Below are 23,158 nucleotides of genomic sequence, written 5' to 3'. Positions count from 1 at the left end.
CGCGGCCGATGCCACTGGTGACGGCTGGTCGGAAGTCCCGTCAAGACGCCGATGGAGTTGCTGATCCGCCCTGCTATGGCCGCCTTTGCTGTTCTTGTCACGCTCCAATGCCGGAGTTTGGATCAAGGGGGTGATCTTCCGCCGTCCCTGCGCGAAGGAGTCGTGAGCATGACCCTGCTGACCTACACCCTCCTCACCGACCCGGCGCCCCTGGAGGCGTCGGTGCCGGGGACGCCTGCCGCGTCCACGGGGACCGTCCACCTTCTCGTCACCAACACCGGGGAGCAGGCGGTCTTCTGGCGGACGATCACGGTTCAGGTGCCCGTCGGCGACGGCGCCGTCCACCTCACGCCGGACCTGGGCAAGGTCGGCAGCGAGGGAGAGTACTTCCCCCGGTCGGGCCCTTCGCAGCGACTCGCCGTCCAGACGCAGGGCACCGACGCCGTCCGCGTCACCGACCAGGCCGGTGGCCGGCCCAACTTCGAACCCGGCGGCCACATGGTGCTGACGTTGAAGGACGTCCCCGTCGCGCAGGCCGTCGGCCTGGCCGTGTTCAGGGTGACCGAGAACGCGGGCAGGACCCGGACCGGGCAGGCGGCGGACAGGCACGCGGTGGTGGCGCTGGTGAAGACCGCCCCGGCGCCACGCGACCTCCGCCCGGAGAGCGAGATCGTCGACGCCGGAACACCGGTCACGCTGAGCTGGGAGGGGTCCGCCGACTTCGCCTACGAGATCCGGTTCCCCGGCGGACACGAGCCGGTTCCCCCGGGCCCGCCCACCGGGCCTCAGGGCAGGTACGCCGTGCGACTGAACGCCACCCCGAAGCGGGAGACCACCTACACCCTCGTCGCCGTCTCCAACAGCACCAGGCGGCAGCACACCCTCACCACGGCCGTCCAGGTGCGCAATCCCGTCATGGACGACCTCAGAGTCACCAACGTCTGGGCCACCAACGTCTGGACCACGTCGGTGGGCGGGCCGAACAGCGGCGACGGAGCCATCACCTTCCCCCAGGGTGGAGTCAACGTCATGCGCGCGAGCGGCACCGGCGAATCGGGCACGGTGACGGCCGACAAGGCCGACCTCAACGGCGTGAACACCAGGTGGGTGCAGGGCAGGAGCTCCAATGACGGATGGATCAGCTTCCCGCAGGGCGGCGTGAACGTCTACCGGGACGGAACGCAGACCTGGGGCACGGTGGCGGCCGACACTGCCGATCTCAACGGCGTCAACGCCAAGTGGCTGCAGGGCAGAGGCGAGCGCGACGGGTGGATCGACTTCTCCTACTACGGGATCAACGTCTTCCGGCGCGACGACGCGGGCGCCGGCAGGAGGTTGAAGCAGTGGGGTGGCGTGGGCGTCAAATGGATCGCCCACCACGACGAGTAGGAGACCAGACCCGGCCCGGTCAGGGGGAGTGTCACGGCAGCTGGCGGCGTATCCACTCGGGGTCGGGGTTGACGTGGGGGCGGCCGGCGACCACGACGGTCGGCACCGTCTCGTCGCCGCCGGTGGCGGCGCGGACCGCCGCCGCGCCCTCGGGGTCCTGCCAGATGTTCACCCAGTGCAGCCGCCGCGCGTCGCGGGCGAGGCGCAGCCGGAGCCGGAGGCAGTAGCGGCAGCCCGAACGCCAGTAGACGATCGGGCGGCCGTCGGCCTCGCTGCGGCGCAGCGCCTCGGCCGCGCCGATCGACCTCGGGAACACCAGGGGAGACAGCAGGGCGGCGGCGAGCAGGAACACCAGGAAGTACGTCGCGGCGGCGCCGGGGGACCCCTGGGCCGTCTGCCGGAACGCCGCGGCGACTCCGCATGCCAGGAAGACGACCGGCAGTATCCATCCGCGCACCATGGCCGTCACGCTATCGGGCCGTTCTCCGGCGCCGCAAAAGTTGGTAGGTCACGCGGCCGGTCCGCGCGTGGCCGCGTGACTGGACCCTTCCGTGCCGGGAACCTGGCGGGGACCCGAAGACGGGTGCCGAGGACGGAGGGGTGAACGAGGCGATGGCGACCACCGCAGGCGGGACCCGCGCCGATCCGGAACCGGCCGATCTCCGGCTGCCGGGCATCGTGCTGGGTGTGGGACTGGGCGGGTTCGTCGACGGAATCCTGCTGCACCAGATCCTGCAGTGGCATCACATGCTGAGCGGCACCGACAGCGATCACATCGGAGTGCGGTACTACGATCCCCGCACCGTCTCCGGGCTGGAGATGAACACGGTGTGGGACGGTCTGTTCCACACCGTGTGCTGGCTGGCGGTCCTGATCGGGCTGGCGCTCCTGTACTCCCGGGTCACCCGGAACCGCCGCCGGGTGTGGGGTTCGCGGGTGCTGTGGGGCTGGATCCTGGCCGGGTGGGGTCTGTTCAACCTCGTCGAGGGCGTCGTGGACCATCACCTCCTGGCCATCCATCACGTGCGCGGCGGCCCGCATCAGTTGTGGTGGGACATCGGCTTCCTCGTCCTGGGGGCGCTGCTGGTCGCCGGGGGTTACCTGCTGGCCCGGAGCGGGCGGTCCTTCGAGCCCGAGAGCCGGACGTGACGGACCCTGTGACGGAACACGGCGCTCACTTCGCGGGCGCGCTGCCGGTCCTGGCCGTGCTCGGGTGCGCGATCGGTTACCTGCGCCTGGCGCGGCTGGCCCGCCGCCGCAATCCGGCGCGCGGCTGGAGCCGGTGGCGTACGGCGGGGTTCGTCGCCGGGCTCGTCCTGCTGGGCGTCGCGCTGGTGCCGCCCGTCGCGTCCCTGGCCCACGCGGACTTCCGCGGTCACATGCTCCAGCACCTGCTCGTCGGCATGTACGCGCCGCTCGCGCTGGTGCTCGGTGCGCCCGTCACCCTGATGCTGCGCACCCTGCCCGCCGACGGCGGGCGGCGGCTGACCGCCGTGCTGCACAGCCGTCCCCTCCGGGTGGTGACCCACCCGTCGGTCGCCCTGCTGCTGTCCACCGGCGGCCTCGTGGTGCTCTACTTCACCCCGCTCTACAACGCGGCGTCGGCGGCGGCGGGGCACTGGCTGCTGCACGCGCATTTCCTGCTGTCGGGCTGCCTGTTCGCGTACGTGATCGCCGGACCCGATCCCGCCCCGGACCGGCCCGGGGTCCGTACCCGCCTGGTGTACCTCGGCTGCGCCGTCGCCGTGCACGCCGTCGTCGCCCAGCTGATGTACGGCGGCTTCCGGGTGGACGTGCACGCCCCGATCCCCGAGGTGCGGGGTGGCGCGGAGATCATGTACTACGGCGGCGACATCGCGGAGCTGCTCCTCGCGGCGGCTCTGGTCGCCACCTGGCGTCCCGCACCCCGCACGGGTGCGGGGCGCGGGACGGTCGTCAGGCGGTACGAGCGGCGATCTTGGTGAGGAGCGGCTGCACCAGGCGGGCCGCCAGGGGGCCGAAGGCCGCGAGGATGAGGACGTACGCGGCGGCCAGGGCGCCCAGGTCGGGGTGGGCTCCGGCGGCCACGGCCAGTCCGGCGATGACGATGTTGAACTCGCCGCGGGGGATGAGCGCGATGCCGGCGCGTACCCGTCCGGCGCGGGCGATGCCCGCGCGGCGGGCCGCGTATATTCCGGTCATCAGCTTGGTGATCATCGTGACCAGGGCGAGGCCGGCCGCCAGCCCGGCCGCGGGCAGGATCTTGGTCGGGTCGGTCTGCAGGCCGAAGAAGACGAAGAACACCGCGGCGAACAGGTCGCGCAGGGGAGCGAGCAGCGCGTGGGCGTCCTCGGCGAGCTCGCCGGACAGGGCGATGCCGACCAGGAAGGCGCCGACCGCGGCCGAGACCTGCAGCTGCTGGGCCAGCCCGGCCACCAGCAGTGCGAGCCCGACCACCTTGAGCACGAGCACCTCGGAGTTGGGGCTGGCGACGAACGCCTCGATGTAGCGGCCGAAGCGGAGCGCGACCAGCAGCACCACGCTGACCGCGGCCAGTGCGATGGCCACGGTGACCGCCCCGGCGACGAGGGTCAGGCCGGCCAGCATGGCGGTCAGGACCGGCAGGTAGACCGCCATCGTGAGGTCTTCGAACACCAGCAGCGACAGCACGACCGGGGTCTCGCGGTTGCCGATCCAGCCCAGGTCGGAGAGGACCTTGGCGGTGATTCCGGAGGAGGTGGCGTAGGTGACGCCCGCCATGGCGACCGCGGCGACGGGTCCCCAGCCGAGCAGCAGCGCCAGGATGGCGCCGGGGGCGGCGTTGAGCAGGAGGTCGACGAGACCGGCGCGGGCGTTGCCCTTCAGGCTGGTCACCAGTTCGTCGGCGTTGTATTCCAGGCCGAGGGTGAGCAGAAGGAGGATGACGCCTAATTCGGCGCCGGTGGCGATGAAGTCCTCACTGGTGCCCAGAGGGAGGATGCCGCCGGTGCCGAAGGCCAGGCCCGCGAGGAGATAGAGAGGGATGGGGGAGATGCCGACGCGCAGCGCCAGTGCTCCGAGAATGCCGAGTCCGAGGACGACGGCGCCGAATTCCAGGAAAAGTATTGCGGTGTTGTGCACGCGCTGCCCTCAGCCGCTGGCGAAGATGTCGGCGACTGCGGTGGTGCTCTCCTCGCCGCCCACCACGACCACGATGTCGTCCCCGGTCAGGACGAAGTCGGGTGCGGGGCTGGCGAAGACGCGTCCGGCGCGGACCACGGCGACGATGGAGGCGCCGGTGCGGGTGCGCACCTGTGCGTCGCCCATGGGACGGCCGTCGTAGCGGGAGCCGGGGGTGATCAGCACCTGGAGGCTGACGAGGCCCTCGACCTCCCGGTGCATGGCGTTGAGGCGCTGGACGATGCGGGGGGCGCCGAGGAGTTCGACGAGGGCGTCGGCTTCCTCGTCGTTGAGTTTGACCGTCTCACAGGCTCTGTCGGGATCGTCGGGGTCGTAGATGACGAGGTCCCGCCGTCCCGTGCGGTGCGAGACGACTCCGATGCGCCGGCCCGAGCGGGTGGTGAACTCGTGCCGCAATCCGATCCCCGGCAACACCGTCTGCTCGACTTCCACGGCGCCGCTCCTCCGTTCGTAACATGTCATTACTTGTCCGGAGAACCTACCAATAAGACGCGGTCGTCCCGCCGCCGGTGTCGCTCGGCGGCGGGACGACTACGCTCGCGTGTCAGGCGGCCGGGTCGTCGGCGAGCCAGATCGGCCGCCAGTTCGACTGCTCGTGGTAGCGGCGCAGCTCGGCGAGTCCGGACAGCCATCCGGTCCAGGCGCCGTACGGCGGGTTGGCGGTGTCGAAGCCGCTCTGGACGAACGTCAGGCGGGTGGCGCCGCCGGTGTCCTCCAGCTCCCAGGTGACGACGCCCATCGGTCCCCAGTCGACCGAGATCGTGCTGTCGGGAACCAGGTCGATGATCTTGGCAGGCTGGGGGTTGGCGTCGAGGCCGCCCATCGCGAAGCGCCCGCCGACGTATGGCTCGATGCCGATGGGGTAGCCGAACCACTCGGTGGCCTTGTCGGAGTCGATCAGCGATTCGTACACCGTGGACACGGGCGCGGCGATGTCCAGGTGACCGTGGAAGTCGGTGGTGGTGTAGTCGGGCTGGGGGCCGATCTCCCGCCCCTGGACGTGGTCGGCGAGGTTGGACAGCGCGAGCGACCAGAACACCTGCAGCACCCCGCGGATGCTCGCCCCGGTGATGGCGTCCTGGAAGTCGAAGTGGGTCTGCGACAGGGTCAGGATGGTCGATCCGGCGTCCTCCTCCGCCAGGGTGATCTCCGTGGTGGTCTCCTCGCCGTCGAGCAGCCAGGCGAAGCGAAGGGTGTGGTCGTCGGCGTGCAGCAGGCGCTGGTGCGGCGCGTCGCCCTCGGGAGTGCGGCGGCCCCAGAACTCGTACCGTTCGGGCAGGTCCACCTCGGCGTGCTCGGCCAGCCACACCCGCATCGCCGCGGGGTCGGTAAGCGCGTGGCGCACCTCCTTGATCGGGGCTTCCAGGCGGACACGGATGATCATCGGCTCACTCACTGTCGTCTCCCTTGGGGTAGCAGGCCACGGCGAGTTTGAAGGCGTCGCCCTCGGCGCCGCCGTAGCGGGTGAACAGGTCCTGAAGTGCGGACCGCAGGTCGTTGAGGAACTCCTGACGGCGTTCGGGGGGCACGCGTATCTCCCCGGAGACGCCGATGGACGGCAGTTCCGGCGCCGTCCGGTCGAGGGCGGCGACGTCGGCCTGCACCTGTTCCATCAGGTCGAGGAGGTAGCCCAGGCTGAGCTCGTCCTGCCGCCGCCGCAGCCCGCCGATCCTGCCGACGAGGCCGGGTGACAGCCAGTAGGACCTGGCGCTCGCCCGGTAGATGCCCTCGGTGATGCCGCGCACCCGCCGCTCGGAGACCTGCTGCACCAGGCCGGCCTCCACCAGGCGTTTGACGTGGTAGTACACGCGCTGCGGGGTCTGGCCGAGCACCGCCGCCACCTCGGTGCAGGTGCGCGGCTCGGCCAGTTGCCGCAGCACCTCGATGCGCTGCGGCTTGAGCAGGGCCTCGGCCTGCTCGATCTGCTCCAGGTACAGGACGTCTCTCATCGCAAAAACAAGCTTGTACGTAAAAATTGTCTTTGTCAATGGGGTACGCCTACGGCCTGCCGGGCGTCCCGGCAGGCCGGCGTACGGGTAAGCGGACGGGTAAGGACGGGCGGGTCAGGAGGCGGGCGGGACGCCGATGACGGAGGTGCCGATGACAAGGTGGCGGGCGGGATCGCAGCCGAGGAGCTCTTCGACCACCTGGTCCCGAAGGGCCGCGGTGAAGGTGATGTGCAGACCGGCCGCGGTGGCCAGCAGGTAGACGGTCTGGCTGAGGTGGCCGACGTCCATCATCAGCGCCCGGTAGACCCGGGGGAAGGTGTACTTCCACTGGTTGCGGGCGATGACGCTGGTGTAGAAGATGAGCGCTCCGGCGCCCGCGACCCAGTCCTGGCCGCCGACGGCGGACACGAGCCGCTCGTCGTCGAGACGGCGGCCGAGGAACTCGAGGGTGTGGTCGGCGGCGGCGTAGTGGTAGGCGCCCGGATCGAGGCCCTGGACGTTGCGCGCGTAGAGGTAGACCTCGGTCGGGTGGCGGGCGCCGCCGGAGGGGCTGGTCTTGAACACCCGCTGCCAGGAGTCGGTCACCACCCCGTTCGGGTCGAGGTCGACACCCGCCTGGGTCAGCGGGCCGTCGGCCCGCGGCAGAGGCCCCGCGGCGGTCTTGAGCAGGGCCGCCACGGTCTCCAGCGGCAGCGCGGAGGGGCCGAAGTAGCGGCGGCTGCGACGCCGGTGCAGCACGTCCAACAGGTCGCGATGGCGCCAGACGCCGGGGCCGGCGTCCGGCAGCGCGACGCGGGTGGTGCCGGGCAGGGACCAGAACGCCGGAGGCGGCGGGTCGGTCAGAACCTTGGCTTCGAGATCCTCGTTGTCCTGTTCGGCGGTGCGCATGGCGGTGCCGGCGTGGGAGCGGGTGGAGAAGTGGTAGGCGCGCGCCAGCCGCCCCCACGGCTGCCAGGCCTCTTCTATGGCCTGTTCGCGCTGGTGGCGGGGTCCGTTCTCCGCGATCAGGATGTCGTGCTCGGCCAGGACGGTGGCGACCTGGTGCCAGTGGGCGGCCTCGCCGGGATCGCCGCCCAGCTCTCTCACCGAGCCCAGGTCGCGGAATCCGGTGAACCACCGCAGCACGCGCTCGACGCCGTCGGTGAGGGCGAACTGGCGGTGGTCGAGATAGTCGTCCCAGACCAGTTGGCCGGCGTCCCACAGCAGGGCGCCGCAGCCGGACAGGCGTACGTTCACGATTCGGTCTCTCACTTCTCGTTCGCGGGCGGCGCCAGGGACGCGCAGGCGGCCGCCCGGCCGCGGCGTGCGGCCGCCAGATGAGGGTGGTCCGGCGCCGCCCGCCGCAGCAGCTCCACGGCCCGGCCGTAGCAGGCGTGGGCCTCGCCGGGCTGGTGGCGGGCGCGGTACAGGGCGCCGAGGTTGATCAGGGTGATGGCGGATTCCGGATGGCCCGGCCCCAGGACCGCGTCCTTGACGGCCAGGGCGCGGAGGTAGTGGGCCAGGGCCTCGTCCAGGTCACCGCGGCGATGCCTCAGGGCGGCGAGGTTGTGCAGCGCGGCGGCGACATCGTGGTGCTCCGGGCCGTAGGCCGCCTCGAAGACGGCGAGGGCACGCCGGAGCAGCGCCTCGGCCTCGTCCGGGCGTCCGCGGCCCTCCACGAGCGCGGCCCAGGCGGCGAGGTCCGCCGCCACCCTCGGATGACGCTCACCGAGGAGCCGGGCGCGGATTTCCGCCGCTCGGCGAGCCCACGGCTCACCGGCCTCGTGGTCACCACGGGCGTGGGCGAGCCCGCCCAGGTTGTGGCAGACGGTGGCCACGTCCTCGTGCTCACCGCCGCGGGCCGCCTCCAGGATCGTCAGGGCCCGCCCGTAGAGGGCCTCGGCCTGCTGGAATCGGCCGGTGTACTTGCCCAGCACACCCCATTCGTTGCACACCTTGGCCACTTCCACCGACTCCGGGCCGAAGACCCGCTCCGCGGCGGGAAGAGTGAGAGCGAACAGCAGCCCCGCCCTGCGGTAGCCGCCGCACGTACGCCACACACTCGCCAGCTCGCACTGGGCGTGGATCCGCAGCGCGTTCTGGCCCTGGTGCCGGGCCTGGCCGACGGCGGCCCGGAACGCCCGCTCCGCCTCGTCGAAGGCTCTTCCGGCGTAACGCTCCCGTGCGTGCGCCAGCAACTCGGCCGCCCCGGTGGGACGGGACTCATCGCTCACATGGCCTCCCGTACGACGTCACGACCGACGGCGGCGGCCGCCTCCCGGGGCTCACCGGCTCCGGGAGGCGGCCGCGGCTCAGGCCTCGATCAGAACCTCGTTGTGGTTGAGGTTCAGGGCGGCCTCCGGCTGGGCGTAGTCGTCCTCGTGGGCCTCGAACACCGCGACCTCGTTGTGGTTGTAGGTCAGGGCGGACTCCGGTGCGCTGTAGCCGTCGTGGTGGACCTCGAACACCGCGACCTCGTTGTGGTTGTGGTTCAGGGCGGCGTGCGGTGCGCTGTAGTCGTCCTCGTGGATCTCGAACACCGAGGTCTCGTTGTGGTTGGGGTTCAACGCGGCCTCCGGCTGGGCGTAGTCGTCCTGGTGGACCTCGAACACTTCGGACATCTTCTGCGACATCTGGGGCACTCCTTCCGGGAACTCCTGTAACCGCCGGCCCGAAGCCGGCCTCGTACAGGCGGGGTGACCACGCACCACCGTTGCTCTGGCTCCGACCCCGGAATCATCGCAGCGGCAAGATCTCGCGCCAGGTCCAGTAAGCGGCGAGATCGCCTGAATACTGGTTCATCACGCGACCCTGCCGGGCGCCGGTCCCGAACGGGGAGCGCCCGCCGTTCCACCGGGAGGGGTCAGGCCGCGAACGCGGCGCTGATCGCGTGGCTGTCCTCGTGCATGCGGTAACCCACGATCCTGCCGTCGGCGACGGTGAAGTGCAGGGCGAACTCGTTCAGGAACGACCTGCCCGTGGACAGCACGCCGAAGCGGCTGCGTCCGGTCACCACCGCGTGCCCGTCCTCGACGATCGTGGCGTCGATCGTGAACTCCTGGGCGGGCGTGAGCGCGGTGCCGAGCACGGCGAAGAACTCGGCGATCTGCTCCCTGCCGGAGCGGGCCCCGGTCCAGGGCACGTTGGACGCGCCCGGGACGAGGAAGTCCACCCGGTCGGCGAAAAGATCGAGCAGGCCGGTCAGGTCACCGGCGGCGAACCGGGCGAAGAAGGCGTCGACGACCTCGCGGGTGGTCTGGGGTGTGGCGGTCATGCCGTGATTCCCATCTGTCGTGCGTGGTGTGGAGCGAAGCCGGCCGGCGAAATCTCCAACTGATCGGTTGGAGTATGGCACGGGCACGGTCGCGATTCCAACTGTGCGGTTGGAATTCTGTAGGCTGCCCCCATGGCATGGGACACCACCAGGACGAGGCGGCTGCTGCTGGAGGCGGCGGTGGAGGAGTTCGCCGAGCACGGGCCGCAGGGCGCGCGGGTGGACCGCGTCGCCGTACGCGCGGGGGTGAACAAGGAGCGGATCTACCAGTACTTCGGCGGCAAACGGCAGCTGTTCACCGCCGTCCTTGAGGCCGAGCTCGCCAAGGTGGCCGCCGCCGTGCCGCTGACCGGCGCGCACCTGGCCGACCTCGGCGAGTACGCCGGGCGGGTCTTCGACTACCACTGTGCCCACCCGCACTTCCTGCGCCTGCTCACCTGGGAGGGGCTGGAATGCGGCCGCGCCGAGGTGGCCGCCGAGGACGAGCGTGCCGCGCACTACGCCGGCAAGGTCGCCGCCTTCGCCGCCGCTCAGGAAGAGGGGCTGATCACCGGAGAGACCGACCCGGCGCACCTGGTCTACGCGGTGTACGCGCTGGCGACCTGGTGGTTCACGGCCCCCCAGGTAGTGCGGATGATCACGACCGGCGTCACCGGGGACGGCCCCGAAGCGCGCCGCGCCGGGCTGGTCCGATTGGTCCGGCGCCTGACCACCCCCGACGATCGCAAGGGAGGACACCGGAGCCATGCCTGAGCCTCTGACAGGCCGCGCGGCCCTCACCGGACACGAGGAGACCAAGCACGTGCCCGACACGAACGACCACGCCCGCTCCGGCGCCGGCTCGGCGCCCGGCGGCGACCGGCTCGCCCTGCGGGCCGACTGCGCGAGCTGCTTCGGACTGTGCTGCGTCGCCCTGCCCTTCGCCGCCTCGGCGGACTTCGCGATCAGCAAGGACGCCGGGCGGCCGTGCCCCAATCTCCAGTCCGACTTCCGCTGCGGCATCCACTCCCGGCTGCGCGACAGCGGCTTCCCCGGCTGCACCGTGTTCGACTGCTTCGGCGCGGGGCAGAAGGTCTCCCAGGTCACCTTCGGGCGCAGCTGGCGCGACGAGCCGGACACCGCGGCGCGGATGTTCGAGGTCTTCCCGGTCATGCGGAACCTGCACGAACTGCTGTGGTACCTGCACGAGGCGCTCTCCCTGCCCGCGGCCCGCCCGATCCACTCCGAGGTGCGCCGCGCGATCGAGGAGACCGAGCGCCTCACTATGGGCGCTCCCGGCGAGCTGCTCGGCGTGGACGTCGCCGCCCACCGGGAGAAGGTCAACGTGCTGCTGCTGCGGACGAGCGAGCTGGCCCGGGCCGGCGCCGGGGGCCACGCGCCCGACCACAGGGGAGCCGACCTCATCGGCGCCCGGCTCAGGAAGGCCGACCTGCGCGGCGCCAACCTGCGGGGGGCATACCTGATCGGCGCGGACCTGACCGGAGCCGACCTGCGGGGCGCCGATCTGATCGGCGCGGACCTGCGGGGCGCCGGCCTCGGCGGCGCCGACCTGACCGGGTGCCTCTTCCTCACCCAGGCCCAGCTCAACGCCGCCAGGGGCGACGCCGCGACCGTGCTGCCACCCTCGCTGACCCGCCCGGCGCACTGGCCGGAGCACTGGCAGGCGGAGGCGGCGCCGACGGCGGGCCGGGCGCCCGCCCGGCGGCCCCGCTCCCGCGAACGGCGCAGGTAGGGACCGCCCGCGTCCTGCCGCTCAGCCGGCCGGTACGGGCAGGGTCCCGATGACGGCGCTGGCGTCCAGCTCGTCGTCGCAGGTCAGGCGGGTGACGAGCCCGGCGCGGGCGACTGCTTCGGCGGTCTTGCCCGCCTGGCTCTCGCTCGTCTCCACCAGAAGGCTCCCGCCCGGCGCCAGCCATCCGGACGCCCCGGCGACGACCCGCCGTACGACGTCGAGCCCGTCGGCGCCGCCGTCGAGTGCGACCTTCGGCTCGTGTTCGCGCGCCTCGGGCGGGAGCAGGCCGATGGCCCGGGTGGGCACGTACGGCGGACTGGCGACGACGACGTCCACCCGGCCCCGCAGGGCGGCCGGCAGCGGCGCGTACAGGTCGCCTTCGTACACCCGGCCGCCCACCTCGGCGAGGTTGCGGCGGGCGCAGCGCACGGCGGCGGGATCGACGTCCACGGCGTGCACCTCGATCGGCCCCGCGGCGGCGGCCAGCGCCGCGCCCAGCGCCCCCGTGCCGCAGCACAGGTCGACGACGACGGCCCCCGGGCGGGTGAGGGCGGCGGCCTGGCGGACGAGGAACCCGGTGCGCGGCCGGGGCACGAAGACCCCGGGCTCGACGGCCAGCCGCAGGCCGCAGAACTCGGCCCAGCCGAGGACGTGTTCGAGCGGCAGCCCGTCGGCACGCCGCCGCACCATGGCGTCGAGTTCGGCCGGCGTACGCGCGGCGGCGACCAGCAGGCGGGCCTCGTCCTCGGCGAACACGCAACCGGCGGCGCGCAGCCGGGTCACGATCGCGGGCGGAGCAGGGGAGGGGGCAGGGGAGCGGGATGACAGTGACATGGGGAGCCTTCCGGGAATGCCGAGGGCGCTCCCGCGGTCGCCTCGCTCTAGGGGACCGTACGCACGGGGAGAAGGGAGCACCCGACCTGTTCAGCGGTAATGGGGCTCACCTCCTCGCGTCGTCGCCGCCGTGGACGGCACATTATCAGAGCACGCCTTCCCATCGCCCGGGGCGCTCGTCGGTGGAGACGCCGCCGGGTTGATCACCTGCTTCCCCGCGCCCTAGGATCGCCGCCATGACGTTCACGTCCTTCTTCCACCTCCGCTAGCCGCCGTCGGCGAAGCGAGGCACGACCCGTCGCCGACGAGGCGGGGCGGCGCGGTGCCGTCCCGGGCCGACGCGGGAGAAGAAGGATCACCATGCGCGTTCGCGCTGTCACTCTCACCGCTCCGCGTCCCAGCGCTCCCGCCGTCCCGTGACGGCGGCGAGCCTGGTGGCGCGGTGCGTCCACGGGCTGGAGCCGACGCTCGCCGCCGAGATTCTGCGGCGCGGCCTCGGCGTCATCACGCACATCGGGCATCGCGAGGTGCGGTTCCGCGCCTCGCGCCTGCCCGCCCTGGGCCTGCGCACGGCGGACGACGTGTTCCTGCTGGCGGCGCAGGGCCCGGACGTCGGCGCGTCCCGGCAGGGCGCCGCCGTGCTCGCGGGGCTCGCCGGCGCGGCCGACCTCGCCGCGCTGGCGCGGCTGCGCCGTGACCACGGCGGCCCCCGCGGGCTCACCGGCGTCGAGGTGTCGGCGTCGTTCCTGGGCAGGCGCACCTTCACCAGGTACGACGTGGAGGACGCGGTGGGCCGCGTCCTGGCCGGCCGGCTGGGGGTCGGCTACCACTCGCGGCGCGGCGCGGGCGCGCCGCCGCCGGGCCACAGCGGCTGGCGGGTCACGCTGGACGGCGAGCGGGCCACGCTCCTGCTGCGGATCGCCGAGCGCCCCCTGCACCGGCGGGAGTACAAGCGGCAGTCGGTCCCGGGGACCCTGCACCCCCCGCTGGCCGCCGCCATGGTGGCGATGGCCGGCGTCGAGCCGGGCGACACGGTGCTCGATCCCTGCTGCGGCGCCGGGACGCTGCTGATCGAGGCGGCGGGGCAGTGTCCGGGCGCCCGCCTGTACGGGTTCGACCTGGCCGGGCGAGCGGTGACGGCGGCCCGGGAGAACGCGGCCGGGCTGCCCGTCGCCGTCGGCCGCGCCGACGCCGGACGGCTGCCGGTGCGGGACGGCGTCGCCCACCGTGTGCTGGCCAACCCGCCCTGGGGCGGTCAGGTCCCTCCCGGCGGCCTGCTCGCCGCGTCCCCCGCACGGTGGTGGGCGGAGGTGCGCCGGGTGCTCGCACCCGGTGGGACCGCCGTGGTCCTGCTTCCCGGTGTCGGCGACCTGCCCCTCGCCCTCCGTCAGGGCCTCACGCCCGTGCACCTCCAGCGCGTGCGGGTCGCCGGGGCGGAGTCGTTCCTCGTCCGGTTGACGACGCCCAGGCCCGCCCGCGGGGCACGGTGAGGGCGCGGTGAGACGGCCTACGCGTCCCCCGCCTCCGCGGCCGGCTGTGCCGTGGGGCGCGGGGCCGGCCCGGCGGGCAGCAGCGACGCCGGTAACAGGCCGAGGACGACGAGCCCCGCCATGACCGGCAGGGTGGACCCCAGGGCGGACCCTGTGGCGGGGGCCTCCACGGCCGTCACCCCGGCGGCCACGGCGATGCCCAGGCTCGGACCGATGTTCATCACGGTCTGCTTGAGCCCGCCGACGACTCCGGCGTACCGGGCCGGGGCGTCGCCGACGACGGTCCCGGTCGCGGTGACCATGACGGCCGCGAACCCGGCGCCGACCAGGGCGAAGGCCGCGGCGGTGGCCGCCCACGAGCCGTCCGGGCCGAGCCGGGCCACACACGCGACGCCGAGGGCCGCGAGCGCCGTCCCGGCGACAGCCGTACGGCGCGGGCCGAGCCGGCGCACGGCGGCGGCTGCCACGGGCGCGCCGAGGACCATGACCACCGTCACCGGAAGCAGCCGCACACCCGCCGCGAGCGGGCCGAGCCCGAGCCCCTGCTGCAGCACGAAGGTGACGGCGAACAACGCGCCGAACACGCCGCTGGTGACGGCCAGCAGGAGCAGCATCGACGCCGTCACCGGCAGGGACCGGGCCACCGCGGCCGGCACGATCGGGTGCGCGGCCCGGCGTTCGTGTGCCGCGAACACGGCCGACAGGCCCGCGACGGCGAGAAACCCGAGCAGCGTCGGCCCGGCGGTCCACCCGTGCCCGGGCACGCCGGCCAACGTGTGGACTCCGAGCGCCAGCACGACCGTGAGCAGGGCCGCGCCCGTGAGGTCGAGCCGCGTCCGTACGGAGCCTTGGGGGCGGGGTGTGCGCACGGCGAGGGTGAGCGCGGCGATCAGGACGGCGATCGGGACCTGGAGCACGAACACGGTGCGCCAGCCCAGCTCCGCGACGACGACCCCGCCCACGACCGGCCCGGCGGCGCCGGCCACGCCGATGGCGCCGGTGCGGACGGCGATCGCCGTCCCGAGCCGGTCCGCCGGGTAGGCGAGCCTCAGCAACGCGAGGGTCGACGGCTGGAGCAGCGCGCCGAACACGCCCTGGAGGACCCGCAGGCCGATCACCCAGCCGATCGCGGGCGCGAGCGCGATGCCGGCCGAGGCGGCCGCGAAGCCGAGCACGCCGGCGAACAGCATGCGCCGATGGCCGTAGCGGTCGCCGAGCCGTCCTGCGACGACGAGGAGCGCGGCCACCGCGACCATGTAACCGGTGCTGGTCCACTGGACCTGCGTGAGGCTCGCGGCGAGGTCGCGCTGCAGGCTGGGCTGCGCCACGACCAGGACGGTGCCGTCCAGGGCGACGACCATCGCACCCGCCGCGCTCACCGTCAGCGCCAGGCGGGGTCGCGAAGCTCCGGTCACGGGACCGCGGGCCCGAGGTGGGCGTCCAGCACCTCGGCGACCAGCCGGTCGAGGCGTTCGCCGTCCGGCACCGCGCCGTGGGCGTCGAGGACGAGTCGCAGGCTGCCCCACGTCCACAGCTGCGCGAGCCCGTGCAGGGCGGACCAGAAGGCCGCCGCCGTCACCACGGGCTCCTCCGGCGGGTTCGCCGCGCTCCGGCACTCGGCGACCAGCGCGACCAGGCGCTCGAACAGCGGCAGCGTGGACTCCCGCAACCTCGGCCCGTCCGACCCGTGCCTGTCGCTGTCGAGCAGTTCGTGCCGGAACATCAGCTCGAACATGCCGCGGCACTCCAGCGCGTACGCGACGTACTCCCGCGCGAACACTCCCAGCAGGTCGCGCGGTGAGGTCAGCCCCGCCATGGCGGCCGAGAACCGCGCTTCGAGGTCGGCGAAGCCCCGGCGGGCGATGGCCGACAGCAGCGAGTGGTGGGTGGGGAAGTACCGGCGCGGCGCGCCGTGCGACACCCCCGCCCGGCGGGCGATCTCCCGCAGGCCCACCGCGGCGGCTCCCTCGGTCATCACGAGGTGGACCCCGACCTCCACCAGCCGCTCCCGCAGGGAGCCCTCAGTCTTCATAGACAGTGTCTACCAGCCCCGAGTAGACACTGTCTATCCGCAAGCGAAGATCGCGACGTGTTGGTCACATCGCGTAGACCTCGATCACCCTGCCGTCCGGATCGGTCACGACGTGCCGGCCGGGCTTCAGCGGCGGCTCGCAGGCAGCGCCGTCGACACCGATACCGAGCCGTACGGCGCCGGTTCGGCGCTCGGAAGTGGCGGGGTAGAGCTCGAAGACCTGGCCGTCGGGCAGGACGGCGGCGTAATGCTCCGGGCCGTCCCCGTGCCGCTCCCGTGTGAAGCCGATGCCGAGTGCACTGTAGAAGGTGCGGCACTCCTCCATCCGGTCGGTGTAGAGGACCAGCAGGGTGAAGCGAGCAGTGGTGGCCGGCATGGGGATCCTTGTCTGCGCGGGTTGCTCTGTTGGGGTCGTCAGTCCTTGATCAGGAGGCCCTGGAAGGTGACGTCGCCCTCGTTGCCGTCCGATCGGTAGGCGAGCCCCTCGCCGGTCCGGGTCAAGGTGATCCTGCCCGGCGCGCACCTGTCCAGCCGGAAGACGAGTGCCGTCTCGGAGCTGCGCGTCAGCGTCAGGACTCCCCGGCACGAGCTGTCGGTGTCCTTCCAGCTTCCGGTGCGCCCGCCTGGCTCCAGCACGATCTGGACGTCGGCCTCGCTGGTTCCCACGAGCTCGTCGGGCACGAGATGGCCTCCCCAGGTGCCGGCGAACGCGGCCGGAACCGTACCGCCGGGGGTGGTCGACGGCACGGGAGCGGCCTTCGGAGTCGCTGCGGCGTCCCCCTCGGCGTCGTCCGTCGCCGCGGTGTCGTCCGTCGCCTCAACGTCGTCCTGGGCCGCGCCGTCCTCCGCGACGGTTTCCCCTGGCCCGGAGCCGGCGGGCGGTGCCGGTGACTCGGCGGTGTGCGACGAGGTGCCGGCCGGGCCGGTGGACAGCAGGCGCGGCCCCAGCAGGGCGGCGGTGACCGACAGCGCGGCCACGGCGGCCACCGCCCCGGCGACGATCCCCGTACGGGAAGCCGGACCCGAGGCCGGGACGACCGGGAGAGCCGCGGTCGTCCCGCCCTGCCGTACCGGCCTGGTGGCCGCCGCGGCCGCGCCCGCCCGAAGCGGGTCGGGGGTGGCCCCGACGAGCTCCAGCAGCAGGTCGCGGGAGGCCGGCCGGCGGGCGGGGTCCTTGGCGAGGCAGCGTTCGACCACTCCGCGCAGCGGCCGGGGCAGTGCCGAGACGTCGGGCTCGTCGGTGAGGATCCGGTGCATGACGGCGGGGACGCCGGCGGCGCCGAAGGCCGGGCGGCCCGTGGCGGCGAAGACGATCGTGGCTCCCCAGGCGAACACGTCGGAGGCGGGTGTGGCCGGGTTTCCGGCGATCTGCTCGGGAGCCAGGTAGGCCGGGGTGCCGACCGGGCCCGCCGTGATCGTGTCGCTCTCGCCGTGCCTGGCGATGCCGAAGTCCACCACCCGGGGTCCGTCCGGCCCCAGCAGCACGTTGGCCGGCTTGAAGTCCCGGTGCACGATCCCGGCCGCGTGAACGGCCGCCAGCGCCGTGGCCGTGCCGACCGCGAGGCGTTCCAGCTCGCCGCCGAGCAGCGGACCGCCGGAATCCACCCGGTGCTGCAGTGACGGCCCGTCGATGAACTCGCTCACCACGTACGGCATCCGCCCGTCGACCATCGCGGTCAGCACCCGGGCCGTGCAGAAGGGCGCGACTTCGCGAATCGCGTCGAGCTCGCGGACCAGCCGCTCCTTCACCGAAGAGTCGAGCCCCGACTTGAGCACCTTCACCGCGACCGGTTCGCCCCGGGGCGACAGGCCGAGGAACACCACCCCCTGCCCGCCCTCGCCGAGCCGTCCGCTCAGTGTGAACTCACCCAGTACGCGCGGGTCGTCGGGCTCCAGGGGGGTGACCATGGCACCGGACCCTAGCGACGCGGGGGCCCGGTGCGGAACGGCTGTGGGCGAGAACCCGGAGGCTGTCGCTCACAGAGGGAGTGTCGCGGTGAGCAGCTCGGCGGCCTTGCGGACATCGGCGTCCAGCGGGCGGTCGGGATCGACCGCGGGGATCGCCTCGACCAGGGTGTCGAGGAGCGCCGCGCAGCCCGGAGCCGTGGGGCGGCGGGCGCCGACGTGCGCCGCCTGCCGCAGCCCCACCGCCAGCGACCCGCAGAGCAGCCGCAGCAGGTCGGCCATGTCGTAGGCGCGAAGGGCGGCCTGGGTGCCGAACGGCACCACGTCCTGGTTGTGCAGGTTGGTCGGCAGGCTCTGCATGCTCGCCGGCACGGCGGCGCGGCGGATCTCGGCGACGAACGCGGTCGTGGCGAGCTGCACCCCCTGCATCCCGTGCTGACGGCCGGGTCCGGCGGCGAGCATCGGGGGCAGGCCGCCGTTGCGGGCCGGGTCGACGAGGAGGTCGAGCTGCCGCTCGGCGAGGTTGCCGAGCTGGGCGGTGACCGTCGCCAGGAGGTCGGCGGCGAACGCGGCCGGCTGCCCGAAGAAGTTGCCGCCGTGCACGACCAGGTCGTCGTCGGGAAAGAACAGCGGGTTGTCGCTGACGCTGGACAGGTCGGCCGCGACGACGCCGTCGACGTAACGCAGGGCGTCCTCGGCGGCGCCCAGCAGTTGCGGGGAGCAGCGGATGCTGTACGGCTCCTGCAGCGCCCGTGTGCCGGCCGGGAGGATCCCGGCGAGGGTCTTGCGCATGCCGTCGGCGACGTCGATCGCGCCGGGATGGCCGTAGGCGCCGAGCAGTCGCGGGTGAAGGAAGCCCGGGTCGCAGCCGAGCAGATCGACCAGCAGACAGGTGAGCGCCTGCATCGCGCGGTGCGAGGACCGGACGCTGTCCAGGGCCAGGGCGGTCGCGGCCGTGGTGAGAGAGGTGCCGTTGACGAGCGCGAGGGCGTCCCGGCCGTCGAGCGTCAACGGGGTCAGCCCGGCCTGGCGCAGCGCCTCGGCCGCGGGCATCCGCGAGCCGCCGAGATAGGCCTGTCCCCGTCCGCGCAGCGCCTGGGTGGCATAGGCGAGCGGGATCAGGTCCCCGCTCGCGCCGACCGAGCCGTAGCGCGGGATCGCCGGGACGAACGTCGTCGTGAACATCGCGGCGAGCCCGTCGACCACGTGTGCCGAAACCCCGGACGCCCCTTGGGCGAGCGACCACGCGCGCACGAGGAGCGCGGCCCGGCTCACGTCGTGGGGCAGATCCGGTCCCTGCCCGGCGCCGAGGTGGGCCAGGGTGTTGTCACACTGGTCCGCTTCCTCCTCCCGGCCGGCGAACCCGACCAGGGCGCCGAAGCCGGTGGTCGCGCCGTACACCGGACGTTCGTCCTCCCGCACGTCGCGGAGGAAGTCACGGCCGCGTTCCACGCGGTCGCGGACGGCCGCGCCGACCACGACGGACACCGGTGTCGCGGCGCGGTGCAGGTCGGCTGAGCGCAGCGGAGCGCTGAGGTCGATGGTGTCTTCGACGGCGGGCATGCCCGGACCGTAGACAGCCGATTCTCAGAATCCTATGAGAATTCGCCCGTAGCTTCCGGCTCATGGCGCATGACTACCTGATCATCGGGGCCGGACCGGCCGGGCTGCAGCTGGCCGCACTGCTCGAACACGGCGGTCACGACTATGTCGTCCTGGAACGCGGAGCCGGGCCGGGCACCTTCTTCACCCGGTTCCCGCGGCACCGCCAGCTGATCTCCATCAACAAGGTGCACACGGGGTACCAGGACCCGGAGCTGCGGCTGCGGATGGACTGGAACTCGCTGCTGAGCGACGATCCCGAGCTGCTGTTCACCCGCTACAGCGAGGAGTACTTCCCGCAGGCCGACGATCTCGTGCGCTACCTGTCCGACTACGCGGCGGCGACCGGCGTCAAGGTGCACTACGACGTCGACGTCGTCCGGATCGGCCGTGACGACGAGGGGTTCACCGCCACCGACGGCAGCGGACGCTCATGGCGGGGGCGGCGGCTGGTCGTGGCCACCGGGGTCTCCCAGCTGCACGTCCCGCCGATCCCGGGCGTCGAGCTCGCCGAACGCTACGACACGTTCGAGACCGACCCGGCGTCCTTCGCCGACCAGCGGGTCCTGGTGATCGGCAAGGGCAACTCGGGGTTCGAGACCGCCGACGCGCTCATGGCCAAGGCCGCGGTCATCCACGTCGCCGGGCCGCACTCGGTCAGGATGGCCTGGCAGTCGCACTACGTCGGGCACCTGCGCGCGGTGAACAACAACTTCCTCGACAGCTACCAGTTGAAGTCCCAGAACACGGTCCTCGACGGCACGGTGGAGAGCATCGAACGCCGCGCCGACGGCGGCTACCGGGTGCTGTTCCGCTACGCCCGCACCGTGGAGGCGCTGCGCGAGCTGTTCTACGACCGGGTGGTCGTGTGCACCGGTTTCCGCTTCGACGCCTCGGTGTTCGACGACGGCTGCCGGCCCGCGCTGGTCATCAACGACCGTTTCCCCGAGCAGACGCCGGCGTACGAGTCCGTCAACGTGCCTGATCTGTACTTCGCCGGCACGATCACCCAGCAACGCGACTTCAAGAAGGGCACCAGCGGGTTCATCCACGGTTTCCGGTACGGGGTGCGCGCGCTCTACCGGATCCTGACCACCCGGTACCACGGCGCGACCTGGCCGGCCGAGCGGGTCGAGCCCACCCCGGACGCGATCAGCGACGCGATCATCGCCCGGGTCGACCGCTCGTCGGCACTCTGGCAGCAGTTCGGCGTGCTCGGCGACGTCGTCACCGTGACCGGAGGCACCGCGCTGTACCAGGAGGAGGTCCCGGTGGCGTACGTGGCCGACGGCGGCCTCGGCGGCGCCCGGCACACGTTCGTCGTCACGCTGGAGTACGGCCAGGGCCACGACGCCGTCGACCCGTTCGACATCTCGATCCCGAGGGTCGTCGAGAACGACGCCGTCAACGCCCACGACGCGAGCTACCTGCACCCCGTGGTGCGGCACTACCGGGACGGCGCGCCGGCCGGCGTCCACCACCTGGCGGAGAACCTGGAGAACCAGTGGAACCTGCCGGAGGTGCACCAGCAGCCCCTGGCCGTCTTCGTCAAGGAGTGCCTTGCCGACGCCGGCTGAGCCGTACCCGCGTGCCGTTCTGGACCTTTTGGAGGCGGCCGGGGACCGGCCTGTCTTCGAGCACGGCGCCCGTGCCGTCACCGGCGCGCAGATGCTCGGCCTCGTCCGGCGGATCGCGGCCGGGCTGCGCGCCGCGGCCGTCGGGCCGGGGGACGGCCTCGCCATGATGCTCGGCGTCACCCCGGAGGCGTTCGCCGCGACGATCGCCGCCTATGTCGTGGGAGCCCGGGCCGTCGGTGTGCGGCCCGGGCTGCCCGACGGCCAGTTGCGCCACGTGCTCCACCAGGACATCACCGCGGTCGTGACCGACGCGGCCACCGGGCCGGAGCACGCGCCGCGCACGCTGACCGTCTCCGAGCTGCTGGCCGCGTCCGGCGAGGATGGTCCGCTGCGCCTGTCCGGCCGGCCGGAGGACGTCGCCCGGCTCGTCTACACCAGCGGCAGTACCGGCACGCCCAAGGCCTGCGCACAGACCTACGCCGCCATGAACGCGGCGTGGACGGCCCGCCCGGAGGCGTGGCCGCCGGCGATCCGCGAACTGGCCTCCCGGCTGCGGCGCTACCTGGTGTTCGGGTCGCTGGGCAGCCAGGTGATGATGGAGTACGGCGTGCTCACGCTCGCCGCAGGCGGGACCATGGTCGTCGCCGACCCGCCCGCGTTCCCCGACGCGATCACCAGGTACCGGGCGACCGCCAGCGTCATCACCGTGCCTCGCCTGTACAAACTCGTCGCCGCCCAGCGCACCGCCCCGGCCGACCTGAGCAGTCTCCGGGCGCTCATGGTGTCCGGGTCGCCGCTGGACGCGTCCCGGCTCCGCGAGGCACTCGACGTGCTCGGCCCGGTCGTGTTCCAGGGCTACGGGCAGACCGAGACCGGCACGATCTCCATGGCCACGCCGCGGGACGTCCCCCCGTCGGTCGGGTTCCCGCCCGACGTCGTCGACGTCGAGGTCCGGGACGCGGACGGCCGGCCCGTCCCGCCCGGCGTCGACGGCGAGCTGTACGTCCGTACCCCCGCGCAGGCCATCGGCTACTGGGCCGATCCGGCGGAGACCGCGGAGGTGTTCGTCGACGGGTGGGTGCGCACCCGGGACCTGGGCCACTTCGACGAGGACGGACGACTGTACCTGACCGGGCGGACCCGGGACGTCGTCATCGTCAACGCGAACCTCTACTACGCCGGCCCGATCGAGCGGGTCCTGGCCGCCGCCCCCGACATCGCTGAGGCGTACGTGGTCGGCGCCCCGGACGAGGACACCGGCGAGGCGGTGCACGCGTTCGTGGTACCGGTGGCGGACCGGATCCCCGACCTGGGCTCGCTGCGGGCGCTGGTCGGTGAGCGGCTCGGCGAGGCATGCGTTCCGGCGACCATCACCGTCCTCGACGAGGTGCCGACGGCGCCGAACGGCAAACCGGACAAGCGCCTTCTGACGACCGCGATACCCCGAGGCCGACCGGCGTCCGGGAAGTTTCCCTGAAAAAATTGGGAGGCGGTGTCGGATCGGGGCGGCGGCGTTCGTAGCAGGGGTGAGGCCGCCCACAAGGGGCGGTGCCGAGGTAGGGGAACCGCGATCATGAAGCTGACCACCATGACCCAGGTCACCGTCGACGGAGTGATGCAGGGAAACGGCGGCGCGTCGGACGAGGACCGCAGGAACGGATTCGAGCGCGGCGGATGGGCCCTGGGGAAGGGCGACGACGAGACCCACGCGTTCATCAAGCAGACCTACCGGCGCGCCGACGCGTTCCTGTTCGGCCGGCGGACCTACGACCTGTTCGCCGGCTCGTGGGGGTCCTGGACGGATCGGGACGTGCCCGGCTGGGAGCCTGTCATGCGCGCGTTGAACACACGGCCCAAGTACGTGGCATCGGCCACGCTCGCCGACCCGGCGTGGCCGGGCACCACCGTCCTGTCCGGCGACCTCGCGACCGCCGTCGCGGACCTGAAGGCCAAGCCGGGCGGTGAGCTGCAGGTGCACGGCAGCGGCACCCTGACCCGATGGCTGCTGGAGAACGACCTGGTCGACGAGATGACGCTGATCGTCGTTCCCGTCGTTCTGGGCCAGGGCGCGCGCCTGTTCCCGGACGCCGGCCCTGATCTCGCGCTCGACCTGGTCGAGTCGCGCGTCGACTCGCAAGGCGTGACGATCCAGGTCTACCGGCCGGCCGGGCGCCCGCGGTACGCGACGGCCTGAAGTCCCTTACCGGGACACCAGACCGCCGATACCACGCGCCGG

General features: G+C 72.8%; 24 protein-coding genes. 9 read left to right on the top strand and 15 right to left on the bottom strand.

Annotated elements, in window-relative coordinates; all coding sequences use genetic code 11:
• Positions 1–168: 168 nt before the first annotated feature.
• Positions 169–1,389: a hypothetical protein gene (locus HHX40_RS14795; protein WP_182881041.1), complete on the top strand. Its 1,221-nt coding sequence runs from the start codon at positions 169–171 to the stop codon at positions 1,387–1,389.
• Positions 1,390–1,420: 31 nt separating this feature from the next.
• Here HHX40_RS14795 and HHX40_RS14790 read toward each other — a convergent pair whose 3' ends face one another.
• A complete protein-coding gene (locus HHX40_RS14790) occupies positions 1,421–1,849 on the bottom strand; it encodes a glutaredoxin domain-containing protein (protein ID WP_182881040.1) in 429 nt (142 codons plus the stop codon).
• 140 nt (positions 1,850–1,989) lie between these two features.
• On the opposite strand from HHX40_RS14790, the gene HHX40_RS14785 reads away from it, so the two are divergent.
• Together HHX40_RS14785 and HHX40_RS14780 are read left to right on the top strand one after the other, a co-directional pair.
• A complete protein-coding gene (locus tag HHX40_RS14785; RefSeq protein WP_244301869.1) occupies positions 1,990–2,538 on the top strand; it encodes a DUF2243 domain-containing protein in 549 nt (182 codons plus the stop codon).
• Positions 2,535–3,353 carry a cytochrome c oxidase assembly protein gene (locus HHX40_RS14780; RefSeq protein ID WP_310738108.1) on the top strand — a complete coding sequence of 273 codons (819 nt, stop codon included), beginning with the start codon at positions 2,535–2,537 and terminating at the stop codon, positions 3,351–3,353. Before HHX40_RS14785 ends, HHX40_RS14780 begins: the two co-directional genes overlap by 4 nt.
• On the opposite strand, the gene HHX40_RS14775 is transcribed toward HHX40_RS14780, so the two are convergent.
• The 8 genes from HHX40_RS14775 to HHX40_RS14740 form a co-directional block, all read right to left on the bottom strand.
• Positions 3,325–4,488 (bottom strand): cation:proton antiporter, encoded by a 1,164-nt coding sequence (locus HHX40_RS14775; RefSeq protein ID WP_182873439.1) that lies wholly within the window; start codon positions 4,486–4,488, stop codon positions 3,325–3,327. The genes HHX40_RS14780 and HHX40_RS14775 overlap by 29 nt on opposite strands.
• Positions 4,489–4,497: 9 nt before the next feature.
• Positions 4,498–4,980, bottom strand: coding sequence for a cation:proton antiporter regulatory subunit (locus HHX40_RS14770; protein ID WP_111698508.1), 483 nt, complete (start codon positions 4,978–4,980; stop codon positions 4,498–4,500).
• A gap of 112 nt (positions 4,981–5,092) precedes the next feature.
• Complete coding sequence (locus tag HHX40_RS14765; RefSeq protein ID WP_182881039.1) at positions 5,093–5,944, bottom strand: SRPBCC domain-containing protein; 852 nt, start codon at positions 5,942–5,944, stop codon at positions 5,093–5,095.
• Positions 5,937–6,497, bottom strand: coding sequence for a helix-turn-helix domain-containing protein (locus HHX40_RS14760; RefSeq protein WP_111698504.1), 561 nt, complete (start codon positions 6,495–6,497; stop codon positions 5,937–5,939). The genes HHX40_RS14765 and HHX40_RS14760 overlap by 8 nt, the downstream gene beginning before the upstream one ends.
• A 114-nt stretch (positions 6,498–6,611) precedes the next feature.
• Complete coding sequence (locus HHX40_RS14755; RefSeq protein ID WP_182881038.1) at positions 6,612–7,733, bottom strand: SagB family peptide dehydrogenase; 1,122 nt, start codon at positions 7,731–7,733, stop codon at positions 6,612–6,614.
• Between the two features lie 11 nt (positions 7,734–7,744).
• Positions 7,745–8,710 carry a tetratricopeptide repeat protein gene (locus tag HHX40_RS14750; protein ID WP_182881037.1) on the bottom strand — a complete coding sequence of 322 codons (966 nt, stop codon included), beginning with the start codon at positions 8,708–8,710 and terminating at the stop codon, positions 7,745–7,747.
• 78 nt (positions 8,711–8,788) lie between these two features.
• Positions 8,789–9,109, bottom strand: a complete 321-nt coding sequence (locus HHX40_RS14745) for a hypothetical protein (RefSeq protein ID WP_182881036.1) — start codon at positions 9,107–9,109, stop codon at positions 8,789–8,791.
• Between the two features lie 230 nt (positions 9,110–9,339).
• Entirely contained in the window at positions 9,340–9,750 is a 411-nt protein-coding gene (locus tag HHX40_RS14740) for a nuclear transport factor 2 family protein (protein WP_182881035.1), read from the bottom strand.
• 132 nt (positions 9,751–9,882) lie between these two features.
• Between HHX40_RS14740 and HHX40_RS14735 the strand changes: the two genes are divergently transcribed.
• A complete protein-coding gene (locus tag HHX40_RS14735; protein WP_182881034.1) occupies positions 9,883–10,503 on the top strand; it encodes a TetR family transcriptional regulator in 621 nt (206 codons plus the stop codon).
• Positions 10,496–11,482 (top strand): pentapeptide repeat-containing protein, encoded by a 987-nt coding sequence (locus HHX40_RS14730; protein ID WP_182881033.1) that lies wholly within the window; start codon positions 10,496–10,498, stop codon positions 11,480–11,482. The genes HHX40_RS14735 and HHX40_RS14730 overlap by 8 nt, the downstream gene beginning before the upstream one ends.
• Positions 11,483–11,503: 21 nt before the next feature.
• Here HHX40_RS14730 and HHX40_RS14725 read toward each other — a convergent pair whose 3' ends face one another.
• Positions 11,504–12,316: a putative protein N(5)-glutamine methyltransferase gene (locus HHX40_RS14725; protein WP_111698482.1), complete on the bottom strand. Its 813-nt coding sequence runs from the start codon at positions 12,314–12,316 to the stop codon at positions 11,504–11,506.
• A gap of 416 nt (positions 12,317–12,732) precedes the next feature.
• On the opposite strand from HHX40_RS14725, the gene HHX40_RS37705 reads away from it, so the two are divergent.
• Positions 12,733–13,806 carry a methyltransferase domain-containing protein gene (locus HHX40_RS37705; RefSeq protein ID WP_182881032.1) on the top strand — a complete coding sequence of 358 codons (1,074 nt, stop codon included), beginning with the start codon at positions 12,733–12,735 and terminating at the stop codon, positions 13,804–13,806.
• A 17-nt stretch (positions 13,807–13,823) separates the two neighbouring features.
• Here HHX40_RS37705 and HHX40_RS14715 read toward each other — a convergent pair whose 3' ends face one another.
• The 5 genes from HHX40_RS14715 to HHX40_RS14695 form a co-directional block, all read right to left on the bottom strand.
• Positions 13,824–15,185, bottom strand: coding sequence for an MFS transporter (locus HHX40_RS14715; protein WP_310738107.1), 1,362 nt, complete (start codon positions 15,183–15,185; stop codon positions 13,824–13,826).
• A gap of 32 nt (positions 15,186–15,217) precedes the next feature.
• The gene (locus HHX40_RS14710) at positions 15,218–15,838 is read right to left on the bottom strand and encodes a TetR/AcrR family transcriptional regulator (protein ID WP_182881031.1); all 621 of its coding nucleotides are present in this window, start codon (positions 15,836–15,838) and stop codon (positions 15,218–15,220) included.
• Between the two features lie 64 nt (positions 15,839–15,902).
• Positions 15,903–16,214, bottom strand: coding sequence for a glyoxalase/bleomycin resistance/dioxygenase family protein (locus HHX40_RS14705; RefSeq protein ID WP_182881030.1), 312 nt, complete (start codon positions 16,212–16,214; stop codon positions 15,903–15,905).
• A 38-nt stretch (positions 16,215–16,252) separates the two neighbouring features.
• A complete protein-coding gene (locus HHX40_RS14700) occupies positions 16,253–17,746 on the bottom strand; it encodes a serine/threonine protein kinase (RefSeq protein WP_182881029.1) in 1,494 nt (497 codons plus the stop codon).
• 69 nt (positions 17,747–17,815) lie between these two features.
• Complete coding sequence (locus HHX40_RS14695) at positions 17,816–19,306, bottom strand: aromatic amino acid ammonia-lyase (protein ID WP_182881028.1); 1,491 nt, start codon at positions 19,304–19,306, stop codon at positions 17,816–17,818.
• Positions 19,307–19,368: 62 nt separating this feature from the next.
• Between HHX40_RS14695 and HHX40_RS14690 the strand changes: the two genes are divergently transcribed.
• The 3 genes from HHX40_RS14690 to HHX40_RS14680 all read left to right on the top strand — a co-directional run bounded on the left by HHX40_RS14690 (position 19,369) and on the right by HHX40_RS14680 (position 23,116).
• A complete protein-coding gene (locus tag HHX40_RS14690; RefSeq protein ID WP_182881027.1) occupies positions 19,369–20,922 on the top strand; it encodes an NAD(P)-binding domain-containing protein in 1,554 nt (517 codons plus the stop codon).
• Positions 20,906–22,399, top strand: coding sequence for a class I adenylate-forming enzyme family protein (locus tag HHX40_RS14685; RefSeq protein WP_220499115.1), 1,494 nt, complete (start codon positions 20,906–20,908; stop codon positions 22,397–22,399). The genes HHX40_RS14690 and HHX40_RS14685 overlap by 17 nt, the downstream gene beginning before the upstream one ends.
• A 96-nt stretch (positions 22,400–22,495) precedes the next feature.
• On the top strand, positions 22,496–23,116 hold the full coding sequence (locus tag HHX40_RS14680) for a dihydrofolate reductase family protein (protein ID WP_182881026.1): 621 nt from the start codon (positions 22,496–22,498) through the stop codon (positions 23,114–23,116).
• The last annotated feature ends 42 nt before the right edge of the window (positions 23,117–23,158 follow it).

Source organism: Microbispora sp. H10949 (genome assembly GCF_014161435.1).
Lineage (GTDB): Bacteria > Actinomycetota > Actinomycetes > Streptosporangiales > Streptosporangiaceae > Microbispora > Microbispora triticiradicis.
This window is presented reverse-complemented; position numbering and strand designations above follow the sequence as displayed.

Bases quoted from the DNA above. Each gene is read 5' to 3' on its own strand.
- HHX40_RS14725 (WP_111698482.1), bottom strand. From the start codon at position 12,316: ATGTCACTGTCATCCCGCTCCCCTGCCCCCTCCCCTGCTCCGCCCGCG.
- HHX40_RS14730 (WP_182881033.1), top strand. From the start codon at position 10,496: ATGCCTGAGCCTCTGACAGGCCGCGCGGCCCTCACCGGACACGAGGAG.
- HHX40_RS14705 (WP_182881030.1), bottom strand. From the start codon at position 16,214: ATGCCGGCCACCACTGCTCGCTTCACCCTGCTGGTCCTCTACACCGAC.
- HHX40_RS14745 (WP_182881036.1), bottom strand. From the start codon at position 9,109: ATGTCGCAGAAGATGTCCGAAGTGTTCGAGGTCCACCAGGACGACTAC.
- HHX40_RS14680 (WP_182881026.1), top strand. From the start codon at position 22,496: ATGAAGCTGACCACCATGACCCAGGTCACCGTCGACGGAGTGATGCAG.
- HHX40_RS14760 (WP_111698504.1), bottom strand. From the start codon at position 6,497: ATGAGAGACGTCCTGTACCTGGAGCAGATCGAGCAGGCCGAGGCCCTG.
- HHX40_RS14695 (WP_182881028.1), bottom strand. From the start codon at position 19,306: ATGCCCGCCGTCGAAGACACCATCGACCTCAGCGCTCCGCTGCGCTCA.
- HHX40_RS14700 (WP_182881029.1), bottom strand. From the start codon at position 17,746: ATGGTCACCCCCCTGGAGCCCGACGACCCGCGCGTACTGGGTGAGTTC.
- HHX40_RS14790 (WP_182881040.1), bottom strand. From the start codon at position 1,849: ATGGTGCGCGGATGGATACTGCCGGTCGTCTTCCTGGCATGCGGAGTC.
- HHX40_RS14740 (WP_182881035.1), bottom strand. From the start codon at position 9,750: ATGACCGCCACACCCCAGACCACCCGCGAGGTCGTCGACGCCTTCTTC.
- HHX40_RS14690 (WP_182881027.1), top strand. From the start codon at position 19,369: ATGGCGCATGACTACCTGATCATCGGGGCCGGACCGGCCGGGCTGCAG.
- HHX40_RS14795 (WP_182881041.1), top strand. From the start codon at position 169: ATGACCCTGCTGACCTACACCCTCCTCACCGACCCGGCGCCCCTGGAG.
- HHX40_RS14735 (WP_182881034.1), top strand. From the start codon at position 9,883: ATGGCATGGGACACCACCAGGACGAGGCGGCTGCTGCTGGAGGCGGCG.
- HHX40_RS14710 (WP_182881031.1), bottom strand. From the start codon at position 15,838: ATGAAGACTGAGGGCTCCCTGCGGGAGCGGCTGGTGGAGGTCGGGGTC.